The 24,308-nt window shown below is 70.2% G+C and carries 20 protein-coding genes; 12 read left to right on the forward strand and 8 right to left on the reverse strand.

From position 1 onward, the window contains the following. Positions 1-17: 17 nt before the first annotated feature. Positions 18-1,427, reverse strand: coding sequence for a Do family serine endopeptidase (locus tag MEBOL_RS11395; RefSeq protein WP_095977448.1), 1,410 nt, complete (start codon positions 1,425-1,427; stop codon positions 18-20). A 213-nt stretch (positions 1,428-1,640) separates the two neighbouring features. Between MEBOL_RS11395 and MEBOL_RS11400 the strand changes: the two genes are divergently transcribed. The 10 genes from MEBOL_RS11400 (at position 1,641) to MEBOL_RS11445 (ending at position 11,602) form a co-directional block, all read left to right on the forward strand. Beyond that, entirely contained in the window at positions 1,641-2,636 is a 996-nt protein-coding gene (locus MEBOL_RS11400) for a hypothetical protein (protein WP_157774889.1), read from the forward strand. Then, complete coding sequence (locus tag MEBOL_RS11405) at positions 2,633-3,238, forward strand: porin family protein (protein WP_095977450.1); 606 nt, start codon at positions 2,633-2,635, stop codon at positions 3,236-3,238. The genes MEBOL_RS11400 and MEBOL_RS11405 overlap by 4 nt, the downstream gene beginning before the upstream one ends. Further along, positions 3,238-4,944, forward strand: coding sequence for a hypothetical protein (locus MEBOL_RS11410; RefSeq protein WP_095977451.1), 1,707 nt, complete (start codon positions 3,238-3,240; stop codon positions 4,942-4,944). The genes MEBOL_RS11405 and MEBOL_RS11410 overlap by 1 nt, the downstream gene beginning before the upstream one ends. Beyond that, positions 4,934-6,088, forward strand: coding sequence for a hypothetical protein (locus MEBOL_RS11415; protein ID WP_095977452.1), 1,155 nt, complete (start codon positions 4,934-4,936; stop codon positions 6,086-6,088). The genes MEBOL_RS11410 and MEBOL_RS11415 overlap by 11 nt, the downstream gene beginning before the upstream one ends. Beyond that, a complete protein-coding gene (locus tag MEBOL_RS11420; protein WP_095977453.1) occupies positions 6,082-6,762 on the forward strand; it encodes a tetratricopeptide repeat protein in 681 nt (226 codons plus the stop codon). Before MEBOL_RS11415 ends, MEBOL_RS11420 begins: the two co-directional genes overlap by 7 nt. 4 nt (positions 6,763-6,766) lie before the next feature. Further along, complete coding sequence (locus MEBOL_RS11425; RefSeq protein WP_095977454.1) at positions 6,767-7,567, forward strand: MotA/TolQ/ExbB proton channel family protein; 801 nt, start codon at positions 6,767-6,769, stop codon at positions 7,565-7,567. Then, positions 7,564-8,193: an OmpA/MotB family protein gene (locus tag MEBOL_RS11430; RefSeq protein ID WP_095977455.1), complete on the forward strand. Its 630-nt coding sequence runs from the start codon at positions 7,564-7,566 to the stop codon at positions 8,191-8,193. Before MEBOL_RS11425 ends, MEBOL_RS11430 begins: the two co-directional genes overlap by 4 nt. 3 nt (positions 8,194-8,196) lie before the next feature. Next, positions 8,197-9,912 (forward strand): FliG C-terminal domain-containing protein, encoded by a 1,716-nt coding sequence (locus tag MEBOL_RS11435; RefSeq protein ID WP_095977456.1) that lies wholly within the window; start codon positions 8,197-8,199, stop codon positions 9,910-9,912. A gap of 11 nt (positions 9,913-9,923) precedes the next feature. Next, positions 9,924-11,018, forward strand: coding sequence for a hypothetical protein (locus tag MEBOL_RS11440; RefSeq protein ID WP_095977457.1), 1,095 nt, complete (start codon positions 9,924-9,926; stop codon positions 11,016-11,018). 92 nt (positions 11,019-11,110) lie between these two features. Beyond that, positions 11,111-11,602, forward strand: coding sequence for a hypothetical protein (locus MEBOL_RS11445; protein ID WP_157774890.1), 492 nt, complete (start codon positions 11,111-11,113; stop codon positions 11,600-11,602). Between the two features lie 4 nt (positions 11,603-11,606). On the opposite strand, the gene MEBOL_RS11450 is transcribed toward MEBOL_RS11445, so the two are convergent. The 3 genes from MEBOL_RS11450 to metK all read right to left on the reverse strand — a co-directional run bounded on the left by MEBOL_RS11450 (position 11,607) and on the right by metK (position 16,671). After that, positions 11,607-13,175 (reverse strand): mucoidy inhibitor MuiA family protein, encoded by a 1,569-nt coding sequence (locus MEBOL_RS11450; RefSeq protein WP_095977459.1) that lies wholly within the window; start codon positions 13,173-13,175, stop codon positions 11,607-11,609. 10 nt (positions 13,176-13,185) lie between these two features. Beyond that, complete coding sequence (locus MEBOL_RS11455; RefSeq protein WP_095977460.1) at positions 13,186-15,399, reverse strand: mucoidy inhibitor MuiA family protein; 2,214 nt, start codon at positions 15,397-15,399, stop codon at positions 13,186-13,188. 81 nt (positions 15,400-15,480) lie between these two features. Next, on the reverse strand, positions 15,481-16,671 hold the full coding sequence (metK, locus tag MEBOL_RS11460; RefSeq protein ID WP_095977461.1) for a methionine adenosyltransferase: 1,191 nt from the start codon (positions 16,669-16,671) through the stop codon (positions 15,481-15,483). A 234-nt stretch (positions 16,672-16,905) separates the two neighbouring features. On the opposite strand from metK, the gene MEBOL_RS11465 reads away from it, so the two are divergent. Continuing rightward, the gene (locus tag MEBOL_RS11465) at positions 16,906-17,481 is read left to right on the forward strand and encodes a Tgt2/MlaC family protein (RefSeq protein WP_095977462.1); all 576 of its coding nucleotides are present in this window, start codon (positions 16,906-16,908) and stop codon (positions 17,479-17,481) included. A 138-nt stretch (positions 17,482-17,619) separates the two neighbouring features. Continuing rightward, positions 17,620-20,265, forward strand: coding sequence for an efflux RND transporter permease subunit (locus MEBOL_RS11470; protein WP_095977463.1), 2,646 nt, complete (start codon positions 17,620-17,622; stop codon positions 20,263-20,265). A 77-nt stretch (positions 20,266-20,342) separates the two neighbouring features. Here the strand turns inward: MEBOL_RS11470 and ureG are convergent, their stop codons facing one another. From ureG to ureA, 4 genes are read right to left on the reverse strand one after another with little or no spacing between them, the layout of a single operon-like run. Beyond that, the gene (ureG, locus tag MEBOL_RS11475; RefSeq protein WP_095977464.1) at positions 20,343-21,083 is read right to left on the reverse strand and encodes an urease accessory protein UreG; all 741 of its coding nucleotides are present in this window, start codon (positions 21,081-21,083) and stop codon (positions 20,343-20,345) included. Positions 21,084-21,091: 8 nt separating this feature from the next. Further along, the gene (locus MEBOL_RS11480) at positions 21,092-21,754 is read right to left on the reverse strand and encodes an urease accessory protein UreF (RefSeq protein ID WP_095977465.1); all 663 of its coding nucleotides are present in this window, start codon (positions 21,752-21,754) and stop codon (positions 21,092-21,094) included. A gap of 14 nt (positions 21,755-21,768) precedes the next feature. After that, positions 21,769-23,484: an urease subunit alpha gene (gene ureC / locus MEBOL_RS11485; protein WP_095977466.1), complete on the reverse strand. Its 1,716-nt coding sequence runs from the start codon at positions 23,482-23,484 to the stop codon at positions 21,769-21,771. Continuing rightward, positions 23,481-24,245 (reverse strand): urease subunit gamma, encoded by a 765-nt coding sequence (gene ureA / locus MEBOL_RS11490; protein WP_095977467.1) that lies wholly within the window; start codon positions 24,243-24,245, stop codon positions 23,481-23,483. Before ureA ends, ureC begins: the two co-directional genes overlap by 4 nt. Positions 24,246-24,308: the final 63 nt, after the last annotated feature.

Raw genomic sequence — 24,308 nt, forward strand, 5'->3', positions numbered from 1 at the left:
AGGGCGCCCACGAAGCCCTACCTCTTCGCGGGGATGGGCAGCGCGCGCAGCAACAGGCTCTTGCCCACCTGGACGCGCAGCAGCAGCACGGAGCCCGGCTTCTGGGCCTTGATCACCTGGGAGAGCGCTTCCGGTCCACGCACCGGCTTGCCCCCGGCCTCGGTGATGGTCATGCCGGGCTGCAGGCCGGCACGCTCGGCGGGTGAGCCCGGCATCACGTCCACCAGCAGGGCCCCGCCCTTCACCCCCGGCGTGAGGCGGGGATCGGCCTCGCGCAGACTCAGCCCCAGCTCGTGGCCGGTGTCCGAGCGCTCCTCGGGAGGCGGCGCGGGGGTGGTGCCCTCGAGGTCCGGACGCTCGCCGAGCTTCGCCTTCACCTCGCGCGCCTTGCCGCCGCGGTAGACGGTGAGCGTCAGGGTCTCCTGGGGCTGGCGGAAGCCGATTTCCCGGGTGAGCCCCCGCGAGGATTCGATGGGTTGGCCGTCGATGGCCGTGAGGATGTCATCCCGCTTCAATCCGGCGGCGGCGGACGGCGTGCCGGGCTGCACGTCGGTGACGATGGCCCCCTGGGTCACGGGCACGTGGAGTGCCTGGGCCAATTCCGGCGTCAGGTCCTGCACCGCCACCCCGAGCCAGCCCCGGTGGATCTGCCCCTTCTCCAGCTGGGGCAGGAGCGCCCGGGCCATGTTGGAGGGCACCGCGAAGCCAATGCCCGAGCCGCCGCCGACGATGGCGGTGTTGATGCCGATGACCTCGCCCCGGACGTTGAAGAGCGGTCCTCCCGAGTTGCCCGGATTGATGGCGGCATCCGTCTGCAGGAAGTTGTCGTAGGGACCGGACTGGATGTCGCGCGCGCGGGCCGAGAGGATGCCGGCGCTGACGCTGGAGGTGAGGCCGAACGGATTGCCGATGGCCACCACCGTGTCGCCCACGCGCACGGCGTCCGAGTCGCCGAGCCGCGCCACGGGCAGGTTCTTCACATCCCCCTGGAGCTTGAGCAACGCCAAGTCCGTGAGCGGATCCCTTCCGAGCACCCGGGCATCGAATTGCCGGCCATCATTGAGGCGGATGCGGATGGAGATGGCGTTCTCCACCACGTGGTTGTTGGTGAGGATGAGCCCGTTGGGGTCGATGATGAAGCCCGAGCCCTCGCCCTGGCGGATGCGCTCGTGCGGATCGGGCTCTCCCAGCCCCGAGCCCCCCGAGCCCCCTCCTGGCATGCCGAAGAACTTCTCGAAGAAGTCCTCGGAGCCCGCCGCGCGGGCCTGGACGTCCACGTTGACGACGGAGTCCTTCACGCCTTCGACCAGATTCGCGATGGACGACGTCGCCTCCGGGGAGCGGGGTTCGGACATGCCGGTGACGGGCCCGAGAAGGGCCGGGAGCAGGACGACTCGCAATAGGACATACAGGCGGGCGAGCTTCATGGATGGGTTCTCTCCTCCGGAACAAGATTGGGAATCCCGAGGGGCCCGACAACCACGGAGCGGGTCGGAGCGGCCGGGAGGACGCCTGTCTGGCTCCTCACCGGGAGTCACGGCTCCCGAGGGCAGGCGAGGGGGCCCTTTACAGACGGGAGCCGGTTGCGGTTAATGGGCGTTTGCCCAGGCCGGAGGCGAAGCGGGGGAGTGGTCGTTCACGTGAAGCGCACGGAATGGGAAAGACGAATCGGGTCGCCCGGCCGGGTGCTCGGCGTGCTGGCACTCGTGGGAGCGCTCCTCACCGGCTGTGAGTCCCAGTTCGTGGACCCCCACCCGCCCGAACTCGAACTGCTCCAACGCGAGCAGACCGTGGCCCTCCAGGATACGCCCCTCGTCTATGGCATCCTCTTCGACTTGAACCTCCCGGACGCCTCCGAGTGCGCCCGCATCAAGTCCCGGCTCCAGAACACCCTGAGCACCACGCTGTTGCCCGCGGGGCGGCAGGGCATGGAGATGGCGGTCCAGGATCTCTCCCCTGACTGCCGACAACAGCGCGAACGGATGCTGCGCTTCACCGACTACGAAGCGGGGCTGCGCGAGGCGGAGCGGCGCTTCGGGGCGGGGCGGATCAAACCGGTGCTCTTCTACTTCAACAACGTCAACCTGCCCCTGCCCCTGGAGCTCCAGTCCCAGCTCAGCCTGCTGCGCAGCTGGTACTCGGGACCCGCGCTGCTCTGGGCCCTGACCACCCCGGAGGTGCGACAGGGCCTCGGTTTCGATCACGTCTCCCCCTGGACCTACAGCGCCGACCCGCGCCTGACCGCCAGCCTCGAGGAGGCCGCCCGGGCGCAGTTGCCGCTCCTCCAGCTCGAAACGCCTCCACCAGAGGGCTACCCCCTCCTCACCCCCCAGGAGCTCCTCTCGGTGCGCGAGTTCAAGGGCTGCACGGCTCCGTCCAACCTGAAGGGCATCGGCTTCACCTACGGCAGACAGGCCGTGAAGGTGGACCCGGCGCGCCCTCCGCGCATCCAGGTGCTCCTCTCCACCCTCCCGCCCCCGGTGCCGCGGACCCAGAAGCCCGCCGCGCAAACGCTCCGCTTCACGATGGAGGTGTGCCGCGCGAACTGCGACCGGCTCTACCCCACGCCTCCGGACGATGAACTCCTGGTGTGGAACACCACCCCCCTCTGCGCGCTGCAGGGCGACTCCCGATGATGCTCACCGGACTGCTCGCCGCCGTGCTGGCCGCGCAACCCGCTCCGGCCACCCCCGGCACCGAGGGCGAGCCCGTGCGCGTGGAGCGGCGGTTGCTGCTCAAGCGCGGCCACGTGTTCACCACCGGAGGCCTGGGCTACCTGTCGCGCGGCGACTACTACTCCAACCCGGGCCTCGTCGCCTCGGGGAGCTGGTACCCGGTGGAGTCCGGAGGACTGGAGCTCAAGCTCGCCTTCTTCCTCTCGCGCCTCGGCGCGGCCGGAGCGGAGGTGTTCGATGGCACGGGGCTCGTGCCCGACGCGCACCGCCCCGTGGCGATGCTCGCCGCCGGGTGGAGGCAGACGCTCGGCTACGGCAAGGTGCTCGTCGGCGAGAGCCGCCTCGTGCACTTCGACTTCCAGCTCGCCGGGCACCTGGGCTTGCTCATCACCGACCGGGGCGTGAGTCCTTCGCCCATGGCGGGCCCCGGCGTACTCATGCGCCTGGGCCCCCGCTTCCACGCCCAGCTCGACGTGCCCGCCGTCCTCTCCTTCGAGCAGCGCAGCCGGGGCCTGCTGTCGCTCGGGGTGCTGCCCACGCTGACGCTCGGAGTGGTGCTGTGATGGCCGCGCTGCTGGCGGGGGTGCTCTCCGCCAATCCCTACGCCCCCCCCTTCTGGGCGAGGGACATGAACGCGCTGGTCGCGCGGCTGGCCGAGACGCCCGCGACACCCATGGAGACGGAGCAGCGCCGGCTCTTCGCCGACGTGGTCCCCTTCCTCAATTGCGAGCCCCTGGCGCCCGTTCCCGCCGGGGGGGCCCCGTACGCCCCGCGTGTCCTGCTGCGCCTGGAGCAGGCCCGCCGGGGAAGACTCGGGCCCTCCGCCGCCACCGCCCCCACGCTGTGGCGGGAGGTGCTCGCCCCGGACTTCTTCCGGCGCGCCGCCACGCTGCCCCAGGACGAGGTCCTGCGCTGGCCCCTGGAAGAGGAGCGCTGGAGCAACGAGACGCTGGAGTTCCGGCTGCGGCCCTCGTCCTGTGACAAGCCCGTGCCGGACGCCGATGAGCTGAGCCTGCTCACCCCCGAGCTGATGAAGGAGCTGGAAGCGGCGCTGGAGCCCGAGCCGTCGGCGCGGCTGCTCTACCATCAGGCGTCGCGCTTGCTCGCGCGTGGACGGACCGACGAGGCCCGGGAAGTGGCGCGGCGGCTGAGCCCCGCCACGCTGGGAGACGAGCTGCGGCCCCTCGGCGAGCTGGTGCGACTGGCGCTCGGGCTCGAACCGCCCTCGGAGTACGAGCGCCTGGCGCACGAACCCGCGCTCTCCGGACAACGCCTGCCCATCCTCGTCCAGGCGGCGGCGCACATGGCCCAGGAGGCACGGTGGAAGGACGTGCTCGCGCTCACCGAGCCCTACGCCGCATGGCCCGGCGTCACCACGCCCCCGGCCGAGGTGCCCCCGCGGCGGGAGGTCTTCTACCGGCGGGCCCTGGCCCAGCAGGCACTCGGGGAGTGGGAAGCGCTCGCGCGAGGCTGGGCCTCCGTCTTCCCCGCGCTCGCCGGAGCGCAGGATCCCCTGGCCGAGGCCCTGCGCGGAATCGCCCTGGCCTCGCTGACGCGGGGAGGCCTCGGCCCCGAGGCCCTGGCGCTGCTGCGCGACCTCGGACCCGCGGCGGGACTGGGCAAGCGGCTGGCCACCCTGGGGGGACTCGCCCTGGACTCGGGCAACGTGCGGCTGGCGCTGGACGTGTCCGAGCGGCTGCTCAAGGAACCCGGAACCCCGAGCCGGGCCCGCGGCCACACGCTGCGCGCCGAGGTGGCGCTCGCCACGGACGACGCGGCCGGACTCGCGCGCGCCATCGAGCGGTTGCTCACGCTGCGCCAGCAGGAGCGCGCGGCGGTGAAGGACCTGGACGAGGTGGACCGCATCGTGCTCGCGCTCGCGCAGGCGTTGGTGACCGCGAGCGCGGACCTGACGGAGGCGCGCTGGCGTCCGGTGCTCACCCGGCAACTGGAGGCGATGCGCCAGGGCGTGCACTCGCGCCACGAGAAGACCTTCCCGCCGCTCTTCGCGGCGCTCGAGGACCGCGCGCCCCAGGCCGCGGCCAAGGGCAAGCGCGCCCAGGCCTTCGTGGCGGTGGGCCAGGTGTCGGTGGGCGCGCCACCGGGGATGCTGCCCCCGCCCGGCTTCTCCGTGGAATGGCCGGAGCCCTATTCGCTGCTCGTCCTGCCCCTGCCCGATGGCACCGCTCGCGCCTGGTTCCCGCGCGAGTCCCTTCCTTCCTCCCCTGTCTCCGCGCCCGCGAAGACGGAGGTTCCGCATGCGCCGTGAAGCCGTTGTCCTCCTCGCCGGGCTCCTGTGGGCGCTCGGCGCGGGGGCCCAGTCCCCCACCGCGGCGAGCCCGCCCCCGGACAATGAGATGCCCTCGGGCTCCAGCGTCTACGCCAAGCCCCGGCCGCCCGTGCGCCTGGAGACGCGCGAGGGCCGGCTCGTGCGTCCGGGCGATCAGGTGGACGCCAACGACGCGTTGGATGAAATCCTCGACGAGTTCGCCGCGGACATCGCGCGCCTGGGCGCCAACCGCGTCTCCCCCATCCTCCTCGAGCGCGTGCGCGTCTCGGACAACATGAACCCCGAGTTCGCGAGCATCCTCGAGGCGCGGCTCGTCTCGGCCATCTACCGCGCGGCCAACGTGCGGGTGGTGCGCTGCTACGAGTGCTACGCCACGCACGCCCAGGTGGAGGACGGCGCGTGGGTGGTGCGCCGGGGCATCTCGCGCCGCGAGGACCTCCAGCGGTTGATGAAGAAGTACAACGCCCAGGTGGTGCTCAACGCGAGCCTCACCCTGCACACCGCGCCCAACGCCCTGGCGTTCGACGTGGAGCTGGTGCGCGCCGAGGACGCCTCCATCTTCTTCGCCGAGGGCTACCGGGTGCACCCCCACACGGCGCTGCTCTACCGCTCGGCGGACAAGGTGCAGAGCCGCGAGGCCCGGCTGAAGGACCTGGAGGATCGCATCAACGCGAAGCCCCACTTCAACCACTCGCTGCACCTGGGGGCGATGATCATCCCCACCGAGGGCCATCCGGAGGGCTCCATCTGGGCGCCCTATACCGCCTACCGCTTCTCCGAGGCCTTTGGCGAGGAGCGCACCTGGCGCCTGGGCGGCACGGTGGCGGGGCTGCTCAGCCCCTCGCGCATGGTGGGCGCCATCCTCTCCGCCACGCTGCTCTCGCGGATCAACAAGGAGAACGTCTACAGCATCAACTGCTTTGGCGGCGGCTCGGTGGGCTTCCTCCTCACGGGCGTGCAGGGCAACTCGCCCATGTTCAACGCCCAGGCGGAGTGCGTGATGGCGCACCGGATCACCCTGCAGGGAAGCCTCGGCATCCTGGTGCCCTTCGCGAGCAGCACGGACAGCACCTACACGATTGGCGGGCTGACCCCGCAGGTGGGAATGGGTTTCACATGGTGAGCGCACGCTTCTGGGGATTCTTGCTCGTGGCGGCGCTGCCCGCGTGCCAGACCACGGCCACGACCAAGGTGCTGGTGGTGCCCGATGAGATGCGGCGCACGGCCGCTCCGAGCACCACGCCCGGCGCCAGCAAGGGCAAGCCACCGCTCACGCCGCCGCAGAAGTACATCCTGCGCATGGCGGAGAACGGGCGCGTCTGGGAGATGGAGCTGCCCGAGGCCACCGGCGGCTACGAGGTGCGCCTGCCGCTCGCGGGCGGAGGCCCCGTGGAGATGCTGACATCCGCGGACGAGGAGATGCTGGCGGAGGCCGTGGCCGGCGCCCAGGCCCCCAAGGACGCGGCCGAGAAGAAGGCCGAGGACGAGAAGAAGGCCGAGGCGCCCCTGCTCGACGCGAACAAGGCCTCGCGCACGCGCAGCTACCTGGGCGGCGTGGCACGGGTGAAGGAGATGTACGCCGCGCGCCGCTACGAGCTGGCCCTCATCGAGCTGGTGGCGCTGGAGAAGGAATACCCGCAGGACGCGCGGCTGCTGGCCATGAAGGGCTCGCTCTACATGAAGCTCGGCCAGCCGAAGCTCGCGCGGCAGGCCTGGGAGAAGGCCCTGTCCATCAACCCCGAGGACGCGGGCGTGGCCGAGGCCCTTCGCGCCACCACCGCCGCAGGAGAGGAATAGCCCCATGCACTTCATCGTCGGACTCCTGGGGCTCGCCCTGACCCTGGCCTATACGCTGACCCAGGGCCACACGAGCGGCTTCAGCGGCGTCATCCACGTGCCCTCGCTGGTGCTGCTCGGCTGCGCGCCCCTCTGCATGACGGTGGCCTCGTACAAGTTCAGCGAGCTCGGGGGCGCGGCGCGCGCGGTGTTCCGTGCGCTGCGCTTCTCGGCGGCCCGCTCCCGCGCGGAGCTCTACGAATCGCTCACCCAGTTCGCCTCCGAGGTGCGTCAGCGCCGTCCGGCCCGCGCGCTGGAGATCGCGAGCGCGGCCCGCCACGATGTCCTGCGGCAGCTCGGGCCGCTCGTGGTGCGCCAGTACTCCAGCGAGGACATCGAGAGCACCGCCAGCACCTCGCTCTTCTGCATGGTGAGCGGCATGAAGCGCGCCGAGGACGTCCTGGGCACGCTGTCGCGCGTGGCGCCCGCCACGGGACTCGTGGGCACGGTGCTCGGCCTCATCGCGCTGCTCAAGGACTTGTCGCGCTTCGAACAGCTCGGCCCGTCCATGGCGCTCGCGCTCCTGTGCACGCTCTACGGGCTCATTCTCGCCAACGCCGTCTACCAACCGCTCGGACGCATCATCCACTCGCACATGACGGTGGCGGTGGAGGAGGCCAGGCTCATCACCCGCGCGCTCGTGCTGGTGCGCGAGGACAAGCCGCTCGCGGACGTGCGCAAGTTGTTCGAGCTGTCCGCCACCGCTCCGGCCACCCCGGGCGCGAGCGTGCCCGAGATCGCCACTGGCACGGGAGGTGAGCCGTGAAGGAGGATCCCGAGCTCCAGGCCCTCCTGCACGGCGGCGGCCAGGACGACGAGCTGTGGCTCATCAGCTACGCGGACCTCCTGACGCTGCTCATCGGCTTCTTCGTGCTGCTGCTCGCCGTGTCCCCGCCGAAGACGGCGCAGTTCGAGCGCATGGCCGCCTCGCTCACGGGCGAGGCCACGCCGCTGGAAGAGCTCAAGGAGAAGGTGGACACCTTCATCACCCAGGAGGGGCTGGAGAAGAAGGTGCTCACGCGCCAGGAGTCAGACGGGCTCGCCATCGAGTTCAAGGACGCGCTCCTGTTCGACTCGGGCTCGGCGGACATCCGCGCCGACGGCGCCGCGGCCATCACCTCCATCGCGCGGATGCTTCAGACGCTCCCGAGCCGTGGGCTCATCATCGAGGGCTACACCGATGACGTGCCCATCCGCACCTCCCGCTTCGCCTCCAACTGGGAGCTGTCCTCGCAGCGCGCCATCAACGTGCGCGCCGCCCTCGAACAGAGTGGCGTGGGCCGTGAGCGAATGTCCGTGCGGGGTTTCGCCGATACCCGCCGCGTGGACGTCCAGGCCCCCCCCGAGGAGCAGCGCGCCGCCAACCGCCGGGTCGTCATCCGGGTGGAATAGTCCATGAATCGCCTGTCACGACATCTTCTCATCGTCCTTTGCACCCTGGTGGGAGCCGGAGCCAGCGCCGCCCGGGCCGCGGCCACCACGCCCCAGGGACGCCTGCGCGCCGAAGCCGAGGAGCGCTCGCGCGCCGAGGTCTCCGACCTGCTACGCACGCTCTGTCCCGAGCAGTGCGTGCTCGTGTCCGTGGAGGCCCGGGTGGAGGAAGAAGCCCTCGCCGGCGCGCCCCCGGGTTTCGAGACGCTGTCGGGCGGAGCCTCGCTGCCCACCCTGCGCTCGGTGTCCGCGCGCGTGCTGGTGGACAGCCAACTGCCGGGCCCCTTTCGCACGCGCCTCAAGGATCTGGTGGCCCAGCGGCTCAAGACGGTGGGGCCGCAACCCACCGTCGAGGTGGAGACGGTGGCCTTCCCACCGCGCAACGCCCCCCACCTGGAGGCCGCGCCGCGCGAACCCAAGCCGCAGCAGCCCACGGCCACGCCGCCCTCCTCCACTCCGGAGCCGGAGGCGAAGCCCCCCGTGCCCTTGCGTGAGCGGGCCGAGGAGCGGCTGTTGGAGGCCGCGCCCCTGCTCGCGGTGGCGGCGCTGCTGGCGCTGACGGTGCTGGTGCTGGGCGTGCTGCTGGTGGTGGCCACGCGCCGCGCCGCGTCTCCGCCGCCGGGCCTGGAGTACGGCCCCGAGCCCCTGCCCGCCCTGGACCCCATGCCCGTGGCGCCCGTGCCCCCCGCCGAGTATCCCGCCGTGCGGGCCCGGCGCCTGGAGCGGACGCTGCGAGAGGAGCGCTCGGTGCGCAACACGGTGGTGCGCGAGGCCCTGGCCCGGGGCGAGTCGCGGCAGGTGGCGCTGTGGACGCGGGAGATGGGGGAATTCCTCCTGGAGGACTTGCGAGGAGATCCCGCCCTGGCCGCGTCGCTGTCGAGCCTCGCCGCGGAGCTGGGCCGGGTGCCTTCGGCGGACGCGGGCACGCGCGCCACGGCGCTGTATGACCTGGAGGGCCGGGCCATCGCCTCGCGGCTCGCCCAGGCGGAGGGCTCGGTGGAGCTGGCCTTCGCCTTCCTCGAGGGGGTGAGGCCCGAGCGCTTCGCCGCCGCGTGTCAGGGCCTGTCCTCGGGCTCCCGCGAGGTGGCGCTGCGCTTCGCCCCGTCCTCGATGCGCTCGGTGGCCCTCCAATCGCTGTCGTCCGCCCAGCGCCGGGAGCTCGCGCTTGGCCTCGCGCGTCAACCGGAGGTCAGCACCCGCTACGCCCAGGCGGTGGCGGACGAGCTGCGCACCCTGCTGTCCGAGACCACGGGGGGTGCCTCCCAGCTCGAGCGCATCCTGGGCGAGGTGCTCGACACGCTGTCCATGGCGGATCAGGACCGGCTCATCGAGCGGCTGCGGCAGGAGGGCTCGGAGCGGCTGGCCTCGTCCCTGCTGACCGAGTCCTCGCTGGTGGGCGCTCCGGTGGAGGTCCTGGGCGCGGCGCTGCTGCGGCTGCCGTCCGCCCAGCTCGTCACCTACCTGAACGGCGCGGAGGGCTCCTTGCGGGAGCAACTGCTGGCGGCTTGTCCCACCTCCCTGCAGCGCGAACTCAGGGAAGAGCTGGGAATGCGCGGGAGTGGACGTCCAGAGGAATTCACTGGCGCGCGAAGGGAGCTGCTTACCTGTGTGAAGGATGAAATGCTACGCAGGGGATTGAGCCTGAATCAGAACGGTGCGCGAGCCGGGCGCGCCAATTGAGGGGGAGTCACATGCGCGCACTGCGCTGGGTACTGGTCGCGAGCACCATCAGCGGTTGCATCATCGAGCCACCCGACATGGTGAAGGACGGGGGGACGCCCGATGCGGCCGTTCCGCCGGATGTCCAATTCGACGGGGGAGGTCCCATCCAGCTGCCCGACGGCGGCTTCAACTGGGACGGCGGATGGAATGGCGGCGGGGGTGGCGGCGGCGGTGGCGGCGGAACCTGGGATGGTGGATTTCCGGACTCGGGGACCGTCACGCCCCCGACCTTCCCGGGCAGTGGCCAGAATGGCGATCGGGGAACGGGCGTGCTCTGGCTCGTGCGCATCGACCGGGGCACGGCGAACCTGGCGGCCTCGTACGCACCGCTCATCCGCGGCATGACCCAGCAGCTCGCGGCGCAGGGCTTCGACGTGCGCGTGACGGGCGTGGGCTCGCTCTATGAGCCCTCCGTCTTCTGGGCGACGAGTGGGAAGGAGCTGTCCACGTCGGAGATCCAGGGGGTCCTGGAGAAGGCCGCCAACGAGCGGAGCACGACGCCCTCGGCGTGCAGCACGGCGGCCCTGGCGGAGCTGGGTGGCCAATTGAGCGCGGTGGAGGTCTGGCCCGGCTACGGCACGTCCGGAGAGCACTGGCCCTACACCAACCCGTTGAGCAACCTGCTCGTCGTCCTGCTCGACCACGGCGCGCGTCCCGTGGCCTACAGCGCGTCCGCCTGCGCCACGAGTGGCTGGGATGCGGCGACCTGGTTCGGAGGCCTTCGTGACAACACCCGGTGGCTCAATCGCACCAGCTCCACCTGGAACGTGCCACGAGCCCAGACGCGCTTCCTCTTCATCTCCACGCCGGAGAACGAGACCTACGCGCAGATGCGCGAGCGCTGCGCGGCCATGAGTACCTTCCCGCGCAATGGCCTGGATGCGCTCAGCCCCTCGTCCGTCGCGTTCTACGAGCCCTTCAACGAGGGACTGGGCCGCTACCAGGCGGGCCTGGGCAGCCGGCTGGACGTGTGCGAAGCCGTGGCCCGGGACTGGACGGGCTACTCGCGTGACTTCGCGAGGAAGTGGGCGCAGTGGCTGAACCAGCCCGAAGCCCAGAGATGAGGGGACGGGCCACAGCGCGACGTCCCCTCCGGCGTCCGCCCGGTGCCCGCCAGCTGGCGGCCGGGCGGGGCCGTCCTCGCGGACGTCGCGTCGTGGCCTCCCGGCCGTCGCGCAAGGGAAGGTGGGTGGCCGCCGCGGCGCTCCTGGTGCTGCTCTTCTGGCTGTGGCCCACCCCGCCCGAGCCCATCCCCCCCGTCCCGCCCCCCGAGCCCCCTCCTCCTCCCGTGGCGGTGGCGAAGCCCGTGACGGTGAAGAAGAAGCCCGTGGCTCGAAAATCCGCGCCGCCTCCGGCCCCCGCGCCCGTCGCGTCCTCTCAACGCGCCCTGTTGCGCCGGGCCATGGAGGCACGAGCGCCGGACCTGAGGGCCTGTCCCCTGCCGCCCGGAGTGCCCCCGACCCTGGGCGCGAAGATCCGGGTGGCGAAGGGAGGCGCCACGCAGTCGGCCACGCTGTCCTCCGGCGGGCAGCGGCTCCCGCGCGAGCTGTCCGACTGCCTGCGCCAACACCTCCTGAAGTGGGAATTCTCGGATGTGGGGCTGACGTCGGACGTGGAGATCTTCGTCGACTTCGCGCTCGGCAAGTAGCCGCCTACAGCCCGCCCATGTCGTAGCTGGAGGGCACGTCCACGTGGAAGGCGAGGTCGAGCGAGCGCTTCTCCGACGGCGCGAGCTTCACCTTCCAGGTGATGAGGCCATCCACCGCGTCGAGCGCATGGCCGCCGCTCGTCCCGTCGTCCAACGACGCGGTGACGTCCTCGAGCTCGGAGACGGGGATGGGCTCGGCCAGCTCCAGCACCTCGGCGCGCGGCAGGTAGTTGCCCAGCTCGAAACGGTAGGCGTAGTGGAAGCGGCGCCGCGAGTTGAAGAGCCCCTCGTCCCGGGCCACTTCCTTCACCACCACGCGCTCCACGCGCAGGGATTCCTCGAGGCCGAAGGTGAGCTGGAAGGGGCCGCCCTGGGGCACCTGCGCCAGGAACTCGCGGCCGATGAAACCCGAGGCGCGGAACAAATCCACCGGCCCGGGCAGCAGGGGGAAGGGCGCGCCGTTGACGAGCCGGGCCACGCGAAACACCAGGGGGCGCAGCTTGGGCACGGTGCGCCAGACGAAGGAGGTCTTCATCTTCGTGCGCGCCACGCGCAGCCGCACGTCCCCACCGTCTCCGGGCACCTGCGCCAACTCGGGCACGAGGATCTGCACGGACAGACCCTGAGAGGCCGTGCGCATATCCCCCTCGGTTCGCGCCTCGGGGGCCGGGGCCGCCTGGGCGTGCTCCATCCGTTCATCGCGGCGCACCAACACCTTGCGCTCGGCGCGCTGCTCCCAGGCGCTCAACAACAGGGGCTCCAGCTCTGGAGGCGTGGCGTTGGCGCGAGGCCGGGCGGTGGAGAGCACCAGCCGCACGCCGCTCCAGTCCTCGCCGGTGGACTGGCGCACGGAGGCGAAGGTGGACAGCTCCACCTGCCCCTGGGCCTCGTCGGCGCGCGCCTCGTAGGAAGGCGACCACCCCGCGCCCCCCACCACGTACTGCAACTCCACGTGGGCCCGGCTCGCGGTGGCGGCACACGCGATGCGCACCTCCACCCGCCGCTCCATCCGCGCGGCCGAGGCGGCGAGGAAGGCCTCGCGCGCGCGCAACGAGTCCAGCTCGCGCTGCACCTCGCGCATGCGGGCGTCCCGGGTGGACAGGTCGGCCACGGCACGCAACCGGGCCTCCAGCGCGGCGTCGAAGGCCGTCGTCCACGCCCGGGTGTCCGGCCGGGACTCGGTGAGCTCCCGCGTCACCCGCGCCACGGCCACCTCGGACAACCGCTCGCTCAAGTGGAGCAGGACCTGAGCGCGGGAGCGCGCATCCACCCGCTCCGCCATCTCGCGCTCGAGGGCCTCGCGCTTCACCCGCACGGCCTCGCTCTCGGCGCCAAAGGCCCCCTCGCGGGAGCGCTCCTCGGCCACGAGGCTCTCCACGGTGGCGTCCTCCGAGCGGGCCCGGAAGCTCGAGGGGTCGGCGGCGGGCGGCACGGACTCGAAGACGGCGAGCGCGCCCTGGGTACAGGCGACGGTCTCCACCCGCGTGACGAGGGCGCGGTCCGGGTAGACGACGACGGAGGACACCTTGGCGGGAGCGGTGAGCGCCAGCAGCATCAAGGGCAGGGAGTGCATGGCGGCTCCTCTACTGGTTCTGCGTCAGACGCCAGCCCTTGGGGTGGCGCACGGTGTACAGGAAGGACACGCTCTTCTTCTCCGACGCAGGCACCGACACACGCCACAGGAGCGTGCCCTTGTCCGCGTCCCGCTCCGCGGCGGGCTCGGTGCGCACGAGCGTCACCTCCACGTCCTCGCTGCGCGACAGGGGCCACTGGTCATGCAGGCGCAACGCGAGGGGGAAGGGGTAGGGATTGGCCACCTCCAGGGTGACGAGGTAGTCGGTGACGTCCTTCTTGCCGATGAGGCCCTTCTCGGCCGTCACCACCTGCACGTTGCGCACGGGGCGCACCGCCGGGTCGATGCCGAGCGGCAGCGTGAAGGGCTCTCCCGGCGCCACCACCGAGAGCCGGGCCTGACCCGCCGGATCCGCGCCCACGAAGAGCTGCGCGTCGCCCCCCGGCAGGACTTGAGCGGACGGGCCACGAAGCTGCGCCACGAGGAAGGCGTTGGGCGTGAGCGCCGGGTACAGGTCGCGCTCCACCTGCACGGGCCAACTCTCGGTGAAGAGGGGCACGCGCCGCTCGCCCTTGCCGCTGAGCACCGTCTCGCGGCGCTGCGCGGGGAAGGCCAGGGCATAACCCCCCGCGAGCGAGGCGGGCAGCTCCGGGTCCACCACGGGCCGCTGCCAGCTCGCGGGCGGCGCGAGCCCCACGGAGGCCACGGCCCCACCGGCATCACCGCTCGCTCCCGGCGCCACCTCGGCGAGCATGTCGGTGGAACGTCCCCCCGCGTTGCCCGCGCGCCGATTCACCGCGATACGCTTCGAGAAGTCCTGATCGACGTTGACGCCCGTGGAGGTCGAGCCCACATCCACGGTCGGCGCCCTGCCCACCACGACGATTTCCTCGGTGAGGTACTCGGTCAGGAGCTCCACGTTGACCCGGATGGTGCGATCCACACGCAGTTGGATGCCCTGACGGACGTGGGGCTTGAATCCCTCGTGATCGAAGCGCAGCACATAGACACCCGCGAAGAGCCGGGGCAGCCGGTACTGCCCCTGGGCATCCGTCAGGACGACCTGATCCGTGGGCGCGTTCGGAGAGGAAGCCGTGACGACCACATCGGGCACGGGCTTGCGCGTGTCCGCGCTCAAGACGGTGCCGACAAGGGTGCTGGACGCCATCGGGGGAGCCTCATCGGCCTGGGCCACGGGCATGGGAGCCAGAGGAGGCGGAGGAGGAGGCGGCGGCGGGACGGGCTGACCCGAGCCCTGGATGAGCGAGAGGAGGCGGGAGCGAAGCCGCGCGTCCTCGACGGGCGCCTGGGGCAGCGGAGGGGGCGCGGGAGGCGGAGCCCGCCAGGAGTCCGCGACGGGCGCGGGCGTGGGGATGAAGCGCTCGCGCTGGCCGATCTTCCAGGTGGCGGGCTCCGGCACGCGGGTAGCCAGGGCCGGCAGCGCGGTGCTGAGCGTGAGCGCCGCGTTCTCCCAGTCCTCGCCCGTCTCCTGGCTCACGCGCCCGGAGAAGGCCACGGCCACCCGGTTGGATTCGGGCTCGAGCCTCAGCTCATAGGTGGGGTACCAGCGCGCGCCCCGTGTGACATAGGTGAGCGTGAGCGTCGCGGTCCCCTGCCCCGACAGCGTGGGAATCACCTCCAGCCCCTGACGGGACGGAGCGGCGCCGAGCCTCCGCGCCTCCTGGACGCGGACGGACAGCTCGCGCTCGAGGGCGCTCTCCCGTTGGGCCAGCTCGCGCAGCTTCGCCTGGACGCGGGCGGTGCTCTCCACCACGAAGTCCGCCGCGGCGCGCCACCCCGCCGCGTCGAGCCGGGGCGAGACCCCGGGAGTCTGCTTCTCCTGGGTGGCCTCGGGCTGGATCTTCCCGAGCGCGGCGAGCTGCGCGGAGTACGCCTCCCGCTCGGCACGCACCTGGGAGAGGCGATCATCGAGCCGCTCCAGCTCGGTGATGAGCCGGCGGGCCTCGGAGGTGGGCAGGGGATCGGAAGCCACCGCGCGCACCTCCACGCGCGTCACCTCGGCGCCCTGGGCCTCCACGCGGATGCTGGAGGGATCCACCGTGCCGTAGAGCCGGGGCAGTTCCACCCGCTGCGCGCCGGACAGACCCACCTTCGCCGTGCGCACCACCCGAGCCTGGTCGCTGTAGACCGTGACCGAGGTAACGGGCGCCTCCACCGCCGAGAGCCACAACGCGCTCAGGGCCGACAGTCCGAAAACGGGCATATCCCCGGTTGTAGCAAAAAAAAGCGCGCGCGGACCCCAGGGGCCCACGCGCGCGGTCAAGCACGCCTCAGACGCGGGAGGTCAGACGGCGGCCTTGAGGCGGCTGCCGGCGGCGGGCGCGGGAGCACCGACGGACTCGCGCAGCAGGTCCTTCTTGTCGGTGCGCTCCCAGGTGAACTCCTTCTCGGTGCGGCCGAAGTGACCGTAGGCGGCGGTCTTCTGGTAGATGGGCCGCAGCAGGTCCAGGTGCTCGGTGATCTCGCGGGGCTTGAGGCCGAACGTCTGGCGGATGGCGGCGACGATCTTCTCCTCGGGCACGCTGGCGGTGCCGAAGGTCTCCACCAGCACGCTCACGGGCTCGGCCACGCCGATGGCGTAGGAGACCTGCACCTCGCAGCGGCGCGCGAGGCCCGCGGCCACCACGTTCTTGGCGATGTAGCGGCCCATGTAGGCGGCCGAGCGGTCCACCTTGGAGGGATCCTTGCCGGAGAAGGCGCCGCCACCGTGACGGCCCATGCCGCCGTAGGTGTCCACGATGATCTTCCGGCCCGTGACGCCCGAGTCGCCCATGGGGCCACCGATGACGAAGCGCCCGGTGGGGTTGATGTAGATCTTCGTCTTGTTGTCGATGAGCTTCTTGGGCAGCGCCTTCGCGATCACGTCCTCGCGGACGGCCTCGTGGATCTTCTTGTTGGAGACGTCATCCGAGTGCTGCGTGGACACCACCACCGCGTCGATGCGCACCGGGCGGCCGCCGCGGTACTCGACGGTGACCTGGCTCTTGCCGTCCGGACGCAGCCAGTCGTGCGTCTTGCGGCGCACGTCGGCCAGGCGCTTGGTGAGCGCGTGGGCATAGTGGAGGGGCGCCGGCATGAACTCCGGCGTCTCGTCACAGGCGAAGCCGAACATCATGCCCTGGTCGCCCGCGCCCTGCTCCTTCTTGTTGTCCACGCCGCGCGCGATGTCCTGGCTCTGGCCCTCGATGGCCACCATGACGCCGCACGTGTTGCCGTCGTAGCCCATGGAGCTATCCGTGTAACCGATGCGGCAGATGGTGCTGCGCACGATCTTCGGGATGTCGACGTAACAGTTGGTCGTCACCTCACCAGCGACGATGGCCAGGCCCGTCTTCACCAGGGTCTCCACGGCCACGCGGCCCTGGGGATCCTTGGAGAGGATGGCATCCAGCACGCCATCGGAAATCTGGTCCGCGATCTTGTCCGGGTGGCCTTCGGTAACGGATTCGGAGGTGAACAGGTAGTCGGTCGGCATGGGGCTCTTCGGTGAGGTTGAAAACGAACAAATCGTGAAAACGGAGCACAGTAGACTTGTGTCTTCCAGAGGTCAAACCCTTGGGAGGTAGTGCGAGATTCGCCTTCGTCGCCGGGTTGGCAGGCAACCCACCCCCGCCTCCACCGGATGGGCGACATTGACTGAATTTCATACGCGCCCCGCCGTTCCTCCCTGAACTAGGCAGAGCCCGTCTCACACACCACAAGGAAACGCATGCACGCTCGACTCCGCACCCTGTCCCTGCTGGCCACGCTCACCCTCGCCCTGCCGGCGCTCGCCGCGCCCAACGAGGCCATGACCAAGCCCGTGAAGACCGTGGTCCAGTCCGTGCGCTACAGCAAGGACGACATGGCCCTCAAGCAGCTCGCCAACGAGGAGCAGGGCCGCTTCCTGCTCGGCGAGGACTGGGCCAAGGGCACCGACGCCCAGCGCAAGGAGTTCATCCAGCTCTTCAACAACCTCTTCTCGAAGATCGCCTTCCCCAAGGTGCGCGACAACTTCAAGAACCTCGAGTCCATCACCTACGCGGACCCCTCGGTGGAGGGCGAGAAGGCGAGCGTGAAGTCCACGGTCGTCATCAACCACCCCATGAAGAAGCAGGAGATGAAGCTGCAGTATTCGGTCGTGAAGGAGGCGGGCGCCTGGAAGGTCCTGGACGTGTCGGTGCTCGGCGACTCCATGCTCACCGGCATCCGCGACGATCAGGTGCGCCCCATCCTCAAGCAGGGCGGCTGGGAGCACCTGCTTGACCTGATGCGCAAGAAGGACGCCGAGCTGTCCAAGAAGTAGCGGGAATGACACGGGGCCCGGGACTTATTCCCGGGTCCCTTCCCTCTTATCCCAGAGGGCCGGAGGACGGGCGGACGGGCAGCTCCCGCCTTCTTCCTTGCTGCCGACGGGGGCGGTTCTCGATAGGGTCCGCGGCGCATGAGTAACCCGACCCACAAGCCGCCGCGCTTCGCCCTCGCCTACGCGAACCTCATGGTCCGCCGCCCAGGGCTCGTCCTCCTGGTGATTCTCGCGCTCTTTGGCGTGTGCCTGTGGGGGACGACGAAGCTCACCATCAACTCCAACCAGCTCGACCTCATCTCGCAGGACCTCCCCGAGGTCATCGAGGTCAAGCGCGTCATCGACATGGTGGGCGGCAGCGGCCACCTGATGCTCGCCCTGCGCGGGGATGACGAGGCCACGCTCAAGAAGGTGGCCGACAACCTCGGCGCCCAGCTCCAGACGGACACGAAGAACGTGCGCTCCGTGACCTGGAAGCTGCCCGTGGAGTTCATCCAGCAGAACATGGCCCTCTTCATCAAGACGGAGGACCTGGCCGAGGGCAAGCGCCGCATCATGGCGTGGCTCAAGGATCAGCTGCGCCGCAACAACCCCTTCTTCATCGAGATCCAGAAGACCGAGCCGGTGAAGTTGGAGATGGATGACCTCATCAACAAGTACAGCAGCGTCGGCAAGAAGAGCATCCGGGATGACTACAACATCTCGAACGACAAGAAGATGGTGCTCATGCTCATCAAGCCGATGTGGGACTCCAACCAGATCGGCCAGACGAAGGAGTACATCGACCAGCTGCGCCAGAAGCTCGCGGCCTACCCGGGCACGCCCGGCGCGGAGGGCGTGAAGCTCGTGGAGGACTACGATCTCATGGGCGACAAGAAGACGGTCGCCTATGGCTTCACGGGCTCGTACAAGACGTCGGTGGACGACTCCTACGCCATCGAGGAGTCGCTGCAGCCGGTGACGCTGCTGGCGCTCGGGGCCATCTTCCTCATCACCATCCTGGCCTTCCGCAAGTGGGTGCCCACCATCATCGTGGTGACGGGCACGGTGATTGGCACCATCATCACCATGGGCTTCACCTACGTGACCGTGGGCGAGCTGAACATGATCACCAGCATCCTCGGCGGATTGCTGATGGGCTTCGGCATCGACTACGGCATCCACTTCGTCTTCCGCACGCGCCTGGAGCTGGGCTCGGGCAAGCCCTATGACGAGGCCATCCGCGACGCGGTGGTGAACGCGGGCCGGCCCGCCCTGGTGGCCGCGGTGGTGACGTCCGGCTCGTTCTTCGTGCTCATGCGCAGCGAGTTCCGCGGCTTCAGCCAGTTCGGCTTCCTGTCCGGCGTGGGCACCTTCATCATCGGCGTGCTGCTCTTCGCCTGGAGCCCCGCGCTGCTCGCGCTGATCGGCCGCGTCAATCCCGAGTGGCCGCGCAAGCTCATCGGCGAGATGAAGCCGCCGCCCGTGCGCAACGCCACGGGCCAGGAAGTGCGCGTGCCCAAGCCGGGCCTGGTGCTCGCCATCGGCACCATCGTGGTGACGCTGCTGTGCCTGTGCTGCATCCACTGGACGGACACGGACATCCCCACGGATCGCCCCGCCACGCTCGCCGAGCGCATCAAGGGCGGCATCCGCTTCAACTACAACAGCCGCGCGCTCATCCCCGAGGGCCAGCCCTCGGTGAAGCTGCAGGATGAGATTGGCAAGCGCTTCAACATCTCCAGCGATCCCATCGCCGTCTATTCCAAGACGCTGGAGGAGGCGCGGGCCATCTATGACGAGCTGACCCTGAACGCGAAGAAGTACCCCACCATCGACCAGGTGGTGAGCATCTACACCTTCGTGCCGCCCCCGGAGACGGCCGCCGCCAACGAGAAGATCCTCAAGGAGTGGAAGGAGGAACTGGTGGACGTGGACGTCGAGGCGCTGCCGCCCGAGGCCCAGGAGAAGGCGGGCCTGTTCATGAAGATGCTGGAGGCCAGGCCCTTCGACGTGCACGGCGTGCCGGAGAACTACGCCGCGCAGTTCATCCACCTGCCGGAGACGAAGCCGGAGAACCACGGCTACCTCACGTTCATCTACCCGGCCGTGGACCTGTGGGATGGCAAGAAGATGCTCGACTTCGCGGACCAGACGAGCGCCATCCACACGCCGGAGGTCAAGGACTCCACGGGCAAGGTGATCGCTCCCGAGCAGGATCGCCGGGCCGCGGGCGCCGCGCCGCTGTTCGCCCGGCTCGCGCGCATCGTGCTGTCCGATGGCCAGTGGGCGGTGGTGCTCGTCACCATCTGGATTCTGTTCATGCACTTCCTGGACTTCCGCAGCGTGACGCTCGCGCTCGCCTCGGTCATCCCGCTCACGGTGGGCCTGGCGATGATGCTCGGCATCATGACGCTGGCGGATCTCCACCTGAACTTCATGAACATCATCATCCTGCCCATCCTCCTGGGCTTCGGCGTGAGTCACGGCCTCTACCTGCTGCACCGCTACCTGGAAGGCACCTCGCCCATGGTGGCCCTGCGCAGCGTGGGCGCCGCCGTGGCCACGTCCACGCTGACGACGGCCTCGGGCTTCGCCGCCCTGCTCGTCGCCAGCCACAACGGCCTCAAGTCCATGGGCATGGTGGCGTGCATCGGCCTCATCACCACGCTGGTGGTGTCCTTCACCGTGCTCGCCGCGGTGATGCAGGTGCTCTGGGACAGGCGGGAGCGCAACTCGGGCGACAAGGGGAGCAATGCGCCCCCCGCCGCCGAGCGCTCCGACAAGCCCGGACACGCCGCGTAGTCGTCCCCCCGTGGGCGAAAAGGACGGCCGGAGGCGACACTCCCTCCGGCTGTCCTGGCCCCCGGGAAGCAGGAAACTCAGGTGGGGGACGCGGGACCCGTGGCCTTGCGCCACGCCGCCACGATGTGGTCGATGACCGTCTGGAGGCCCACGCCCTTGGTGACCTGGGTGAAGACGAACGGTCCGTCTCCCCGCATCTTCCGGGCATCGCGCTCCATCACCGACAGGTCCGCGCCCACGTGCGGCGCCAGGTCCGTCTTGTTGATGATGAGCAGGTCGGACTGGGTGATGCCCGGCCCGCCCTTGCGCGGCACCTTGTCCCCACCCGCCACGTCGATGACGTAGACGGTGTAGTCGGCCAGCTCGCGGCTGTACTGCGCCGCCAGGTTGTCGCCGCCGCTCTCCACGATGAGCAGCTCCGGCTTGAGCTCCTCCATCAGCTCTTCCAGCGCCACGAGGTTGTGGCTGATGTCCTCGCGGATGGCGGCATGGGGGCATCCGCCCGTCTCCACCGCCTTGATGCGCTCGGGCGACAGGGCCTGGTTGCGCACGAGGAATTCGGCGTCCTCCTTGGTGAAGATGTCGTTGGTCACCACGCCCAGCCGGTAGGTGTCGCGCATCGCCCGGCACAGCGCCAGCACCAGCGCCGTCTTGCCGCTGCCCACCGGCCCGCCGATGCCGATGGTGAAGGCGCGCTGCGTGAAGTCGCCCCGATGGGGCTTCTCGCGCTCGTGGAAGTGTCCCGGGTGCTCCCACTCCTCGTGCGTGTGGTCGGAATCATCATGGCCATGGTCATGGCCGCGGTGGTCGTCGTGCATGGTTCACCTCAAGAGAGAAAAAGCCGTGAATAGAGCCGGTCCTGCGTGGACCCGAGCAGGTCCAACAGGGGGGACGTCTGGGCGAGCGCTTCCAGGCCGAGCCCGGAGCACGCCGCGAGCACTTCATCGAGCAGCGGGGCGCAGCCATGCTGGATTTGATGGGACTCGTGCGTGCCGACGATTCCCATGCGCACCGCCGCCGACAGCGTCCCCCGGAGCGACTGGAACAAGAGCAACCGCTGGGCCTCGAGCAGTTCCACCTCCAGCACCCGGAGCACCGCGCCGAAGAGGGGGGCATGGTGGTAGCGCAGGCCCGCCTCCCGCGCGGACTGACGCACGGGCCCCACGGGCTCGGGGAAGATGCGCGCACACGTGTCCAGGAAGGCCCGGCCCTGGGTGCGGCTCGCCCGGTTGGCCACGTGCTGGGTGAGGAACGCCTCCATCCGCGCGTCCCACGTCCCCAGCCGCTCGGGCTCACGGTGGGCCGCCCCGAGCGCCGGGAGGGCGCCATGCCCCACCTGCCAGAGCAGCTCGCGCGCGAAGCGCTCCAGCCCCTCGCGGCCGCGCACCTCGCCGTGCTGCACCGCCGCTTCCAGTCCTCCCGAGTGCGCGAAGCCCCCGGTGGGAAAGCCCGAGTCCGCCAGCTGCAACACCCTCCACGAGGAGCCCATGACGTGCGTGTCCCTCAGAACAATGAATAGCGCTGCGCCAGGGGCAAGCGGACGGCGGGCTCGCAGACGAGCAGTTGCCCATCCGCGCGCACCTCGTAGGACTCCGAGTCCACGGTGATGACGGGCAGGGCGTCGTTGAGCTTCATGTCCCGCTTGCCGATGTCGCGGCACCGGCGCACCGCGACGAGCTGCTTGGCCAGGCCCAGCCCCCGCACCGTGCCCTCGGCCAGCGCGCGTCCCGACACGAAGGCGATGCTCGTGGAGCCCGTGGCCCGCCCGCGCGCGCCGAACATGGGCCGCATGATGTAGGGCTGCGGCGTGGGAATGGACGCGCCCGCGTCACCCATCTGCGACCAGGCGATGAAGCCGCCCTTGATGACCAGCTCCGGACGCAGGCCGAAGAAGGCGGGGCGCCAGAGCACCAGGTCCGCCAGCTTCCCCGCCTCCACCGAGCCCACCTCGTGCGCCATGCCGTGGGCGATGGCCGGGTTGATGGTGTACTTGGCCACGTAGCGGCGGATGCGCAGGTTGTCGTTGTCGCCCTGCTCCTCGCTCAACCGCCCGCGCTGCTCGCGCATCTTGTGCGCCGTCTGCCACGTGCGGGTGATGACCTCGCCCACCCGGCCCATCGCCTGGCTGTCCGAGGAGATCATGCTGATGGCGCCCAGATCGTGCAGCACGTCCTCCGCGGCGATCGTCGCGCCCCGGATGCGGCTCTCCGCGAAGGCCACGTCCTCGGGAATCTCCCGGTCCAGGTGGTGACACACCATGAGCATGTCCAGGTGCTCGTCCAGCGTGTTCACCGTGTACGGACGCGTGGGGTTGGTGGAGCTCGGCAGCACGTTGGGCTCGCCGCACACCCGGATGATGTCCGGGGCGTGTCCGCCTCCCGCGCCCTCGGAGTGGTAGGTGTGGATGGTGCGGCCCTTGAACGCCGCCATGGAGTCATCCACGAAGCCCGACTCGTTGAGCGTGTCCGTGTGGATGGTGATCTGCACGTCCTCGCCCTCGGCCACGGAGAGGCACGTGTCGATGGTGGCGGGCGTGGTGCCCCAGTCCTCGTGCAGCTTGAGGCCGATGGCGCCCGCGGCGATCTGCTCCAGCAGGCCCTCGGGCCGCGAGCTGTTGCCCTTGCCCGTGAGGCCGATGTTGAGCGGGATGTTGTCGCAGGCCTCGAGCATGCGCCGCAGGTTCCACGAGCCCGGCGTACAGGTGGTGGCGTTGGTGCCCGTGGCCGGTCCCGTGCCGCCGCCCACCCAGGTGGTGATGCCGCTCGCGATGGCCTCGTCCGCCTGCTGGGGACAGATGAAGTGGATGTGCGAGTCGATACCTCCCGCCGTGACGATGAGCCCTTCCCCGGCGATGGCCTCCGTGGTGACGCCCACCACCAGGCCCGGCGTCACGCCCGCCATCACGTCCGGGTTGCCCGCCTTGCCGATGCCGGCGATGCGCCCCGCCTTGATGCCGATGTCCGCCTTGTAGATGCCCGTCCAGTCGATGATGAGCGCGTTGGTGATGACACAGTCGAGCGCCTCGGCATCGCTCGCGCCGGCCTTCTGGCCCATGCCGTCGCGCAGCACCTTGCCCCCGCCGAACTTGCACTCGTCCCCGTAGACGGTGAAGTCCTTCTCCACCCGCGCCACCAGCCCCGTGTCGCCCAGGCGCACGCGATCGCCCGTGGTGGGACCGAACATGTCCGCGTAGTGACGGCGATCCATCTTCCGGCTCATGCGCCCTCCTTGTGACCAAACCCACGCGCGGCCAGCTCCGCCAGGGCGCGCCCCTGGTTCTCCGGCGTCACCGGCCCGGAGCTCAACGCGTTACCGCCCCGCACCACCCGCTCTCCGGCGATCTCCACCAGCGACACCGTCTTGGGATCTCCCGGCTCGAAGCGCACCGCCGTGCCCGCGGGGATGTCCAACCGCCGTCCGTACGCCTTCGTCCGATCGAAGAGCAGCGCCCGGTTCGTCTCGAAGAAGGGGTAGTGGCTGCCCACCTGGATGGGACGGTCTCCCCGGTTGACGACCTCCAGGGTGATCGCCTCGCGGCCCTCGTTGAGCACCAGCTCGCCCGGCGCCACCAGCACCTCACCCGGCCGCACCTCGGCGTCGCTCGCGCGCGAGAAGCGCTCCCGCGCGGGCACCGGCAGGAAGCTGCCGTAGAGCGCCAGCGACAGGTCTCCGTGCTCGGCCTCGATGGGGTGGTGCACCGTCACCAGCTTCGAGCCGTCCGGGAAGGTGCCCTCCACCTGCACCTCCGCCACCATCTCCGGCACGCCCTCCATCACCTGCGCGCGCCCGAGCAGCTTGCGCCCCAGGTCCATCAGCTCGGCCACGCCCCGGCCATCGCGGATGAACTCGAGCAGCTGGGTGGCGATGAGCGCCACGGACTCGGGATAGTTGAGCCGCACGCCACGGGCCAGGCGCTTCTGCGCCAGGAAGCCCGCCCCATGCAGCAGCAGTTTGTCGATGTCGCGCGGCGTCAGATGCATGCGGTCCCCAGGAGGAAGTCCCTTCCTCCACGCTACCGCGATGCGTCATTCTCAGCCAGTGAG

The sequence above is a fragment of the Melittangium boletus DSM 14713 genome (assembly GCF_002305855.1).
In the GTDB taxonomy this organism is placed as follows: domain Bacteria; phylum Myxococcota; class Myxococcia; order Myxococcales; family Myxococcaceae; genus Cystobacter; species Cystobacter boletus.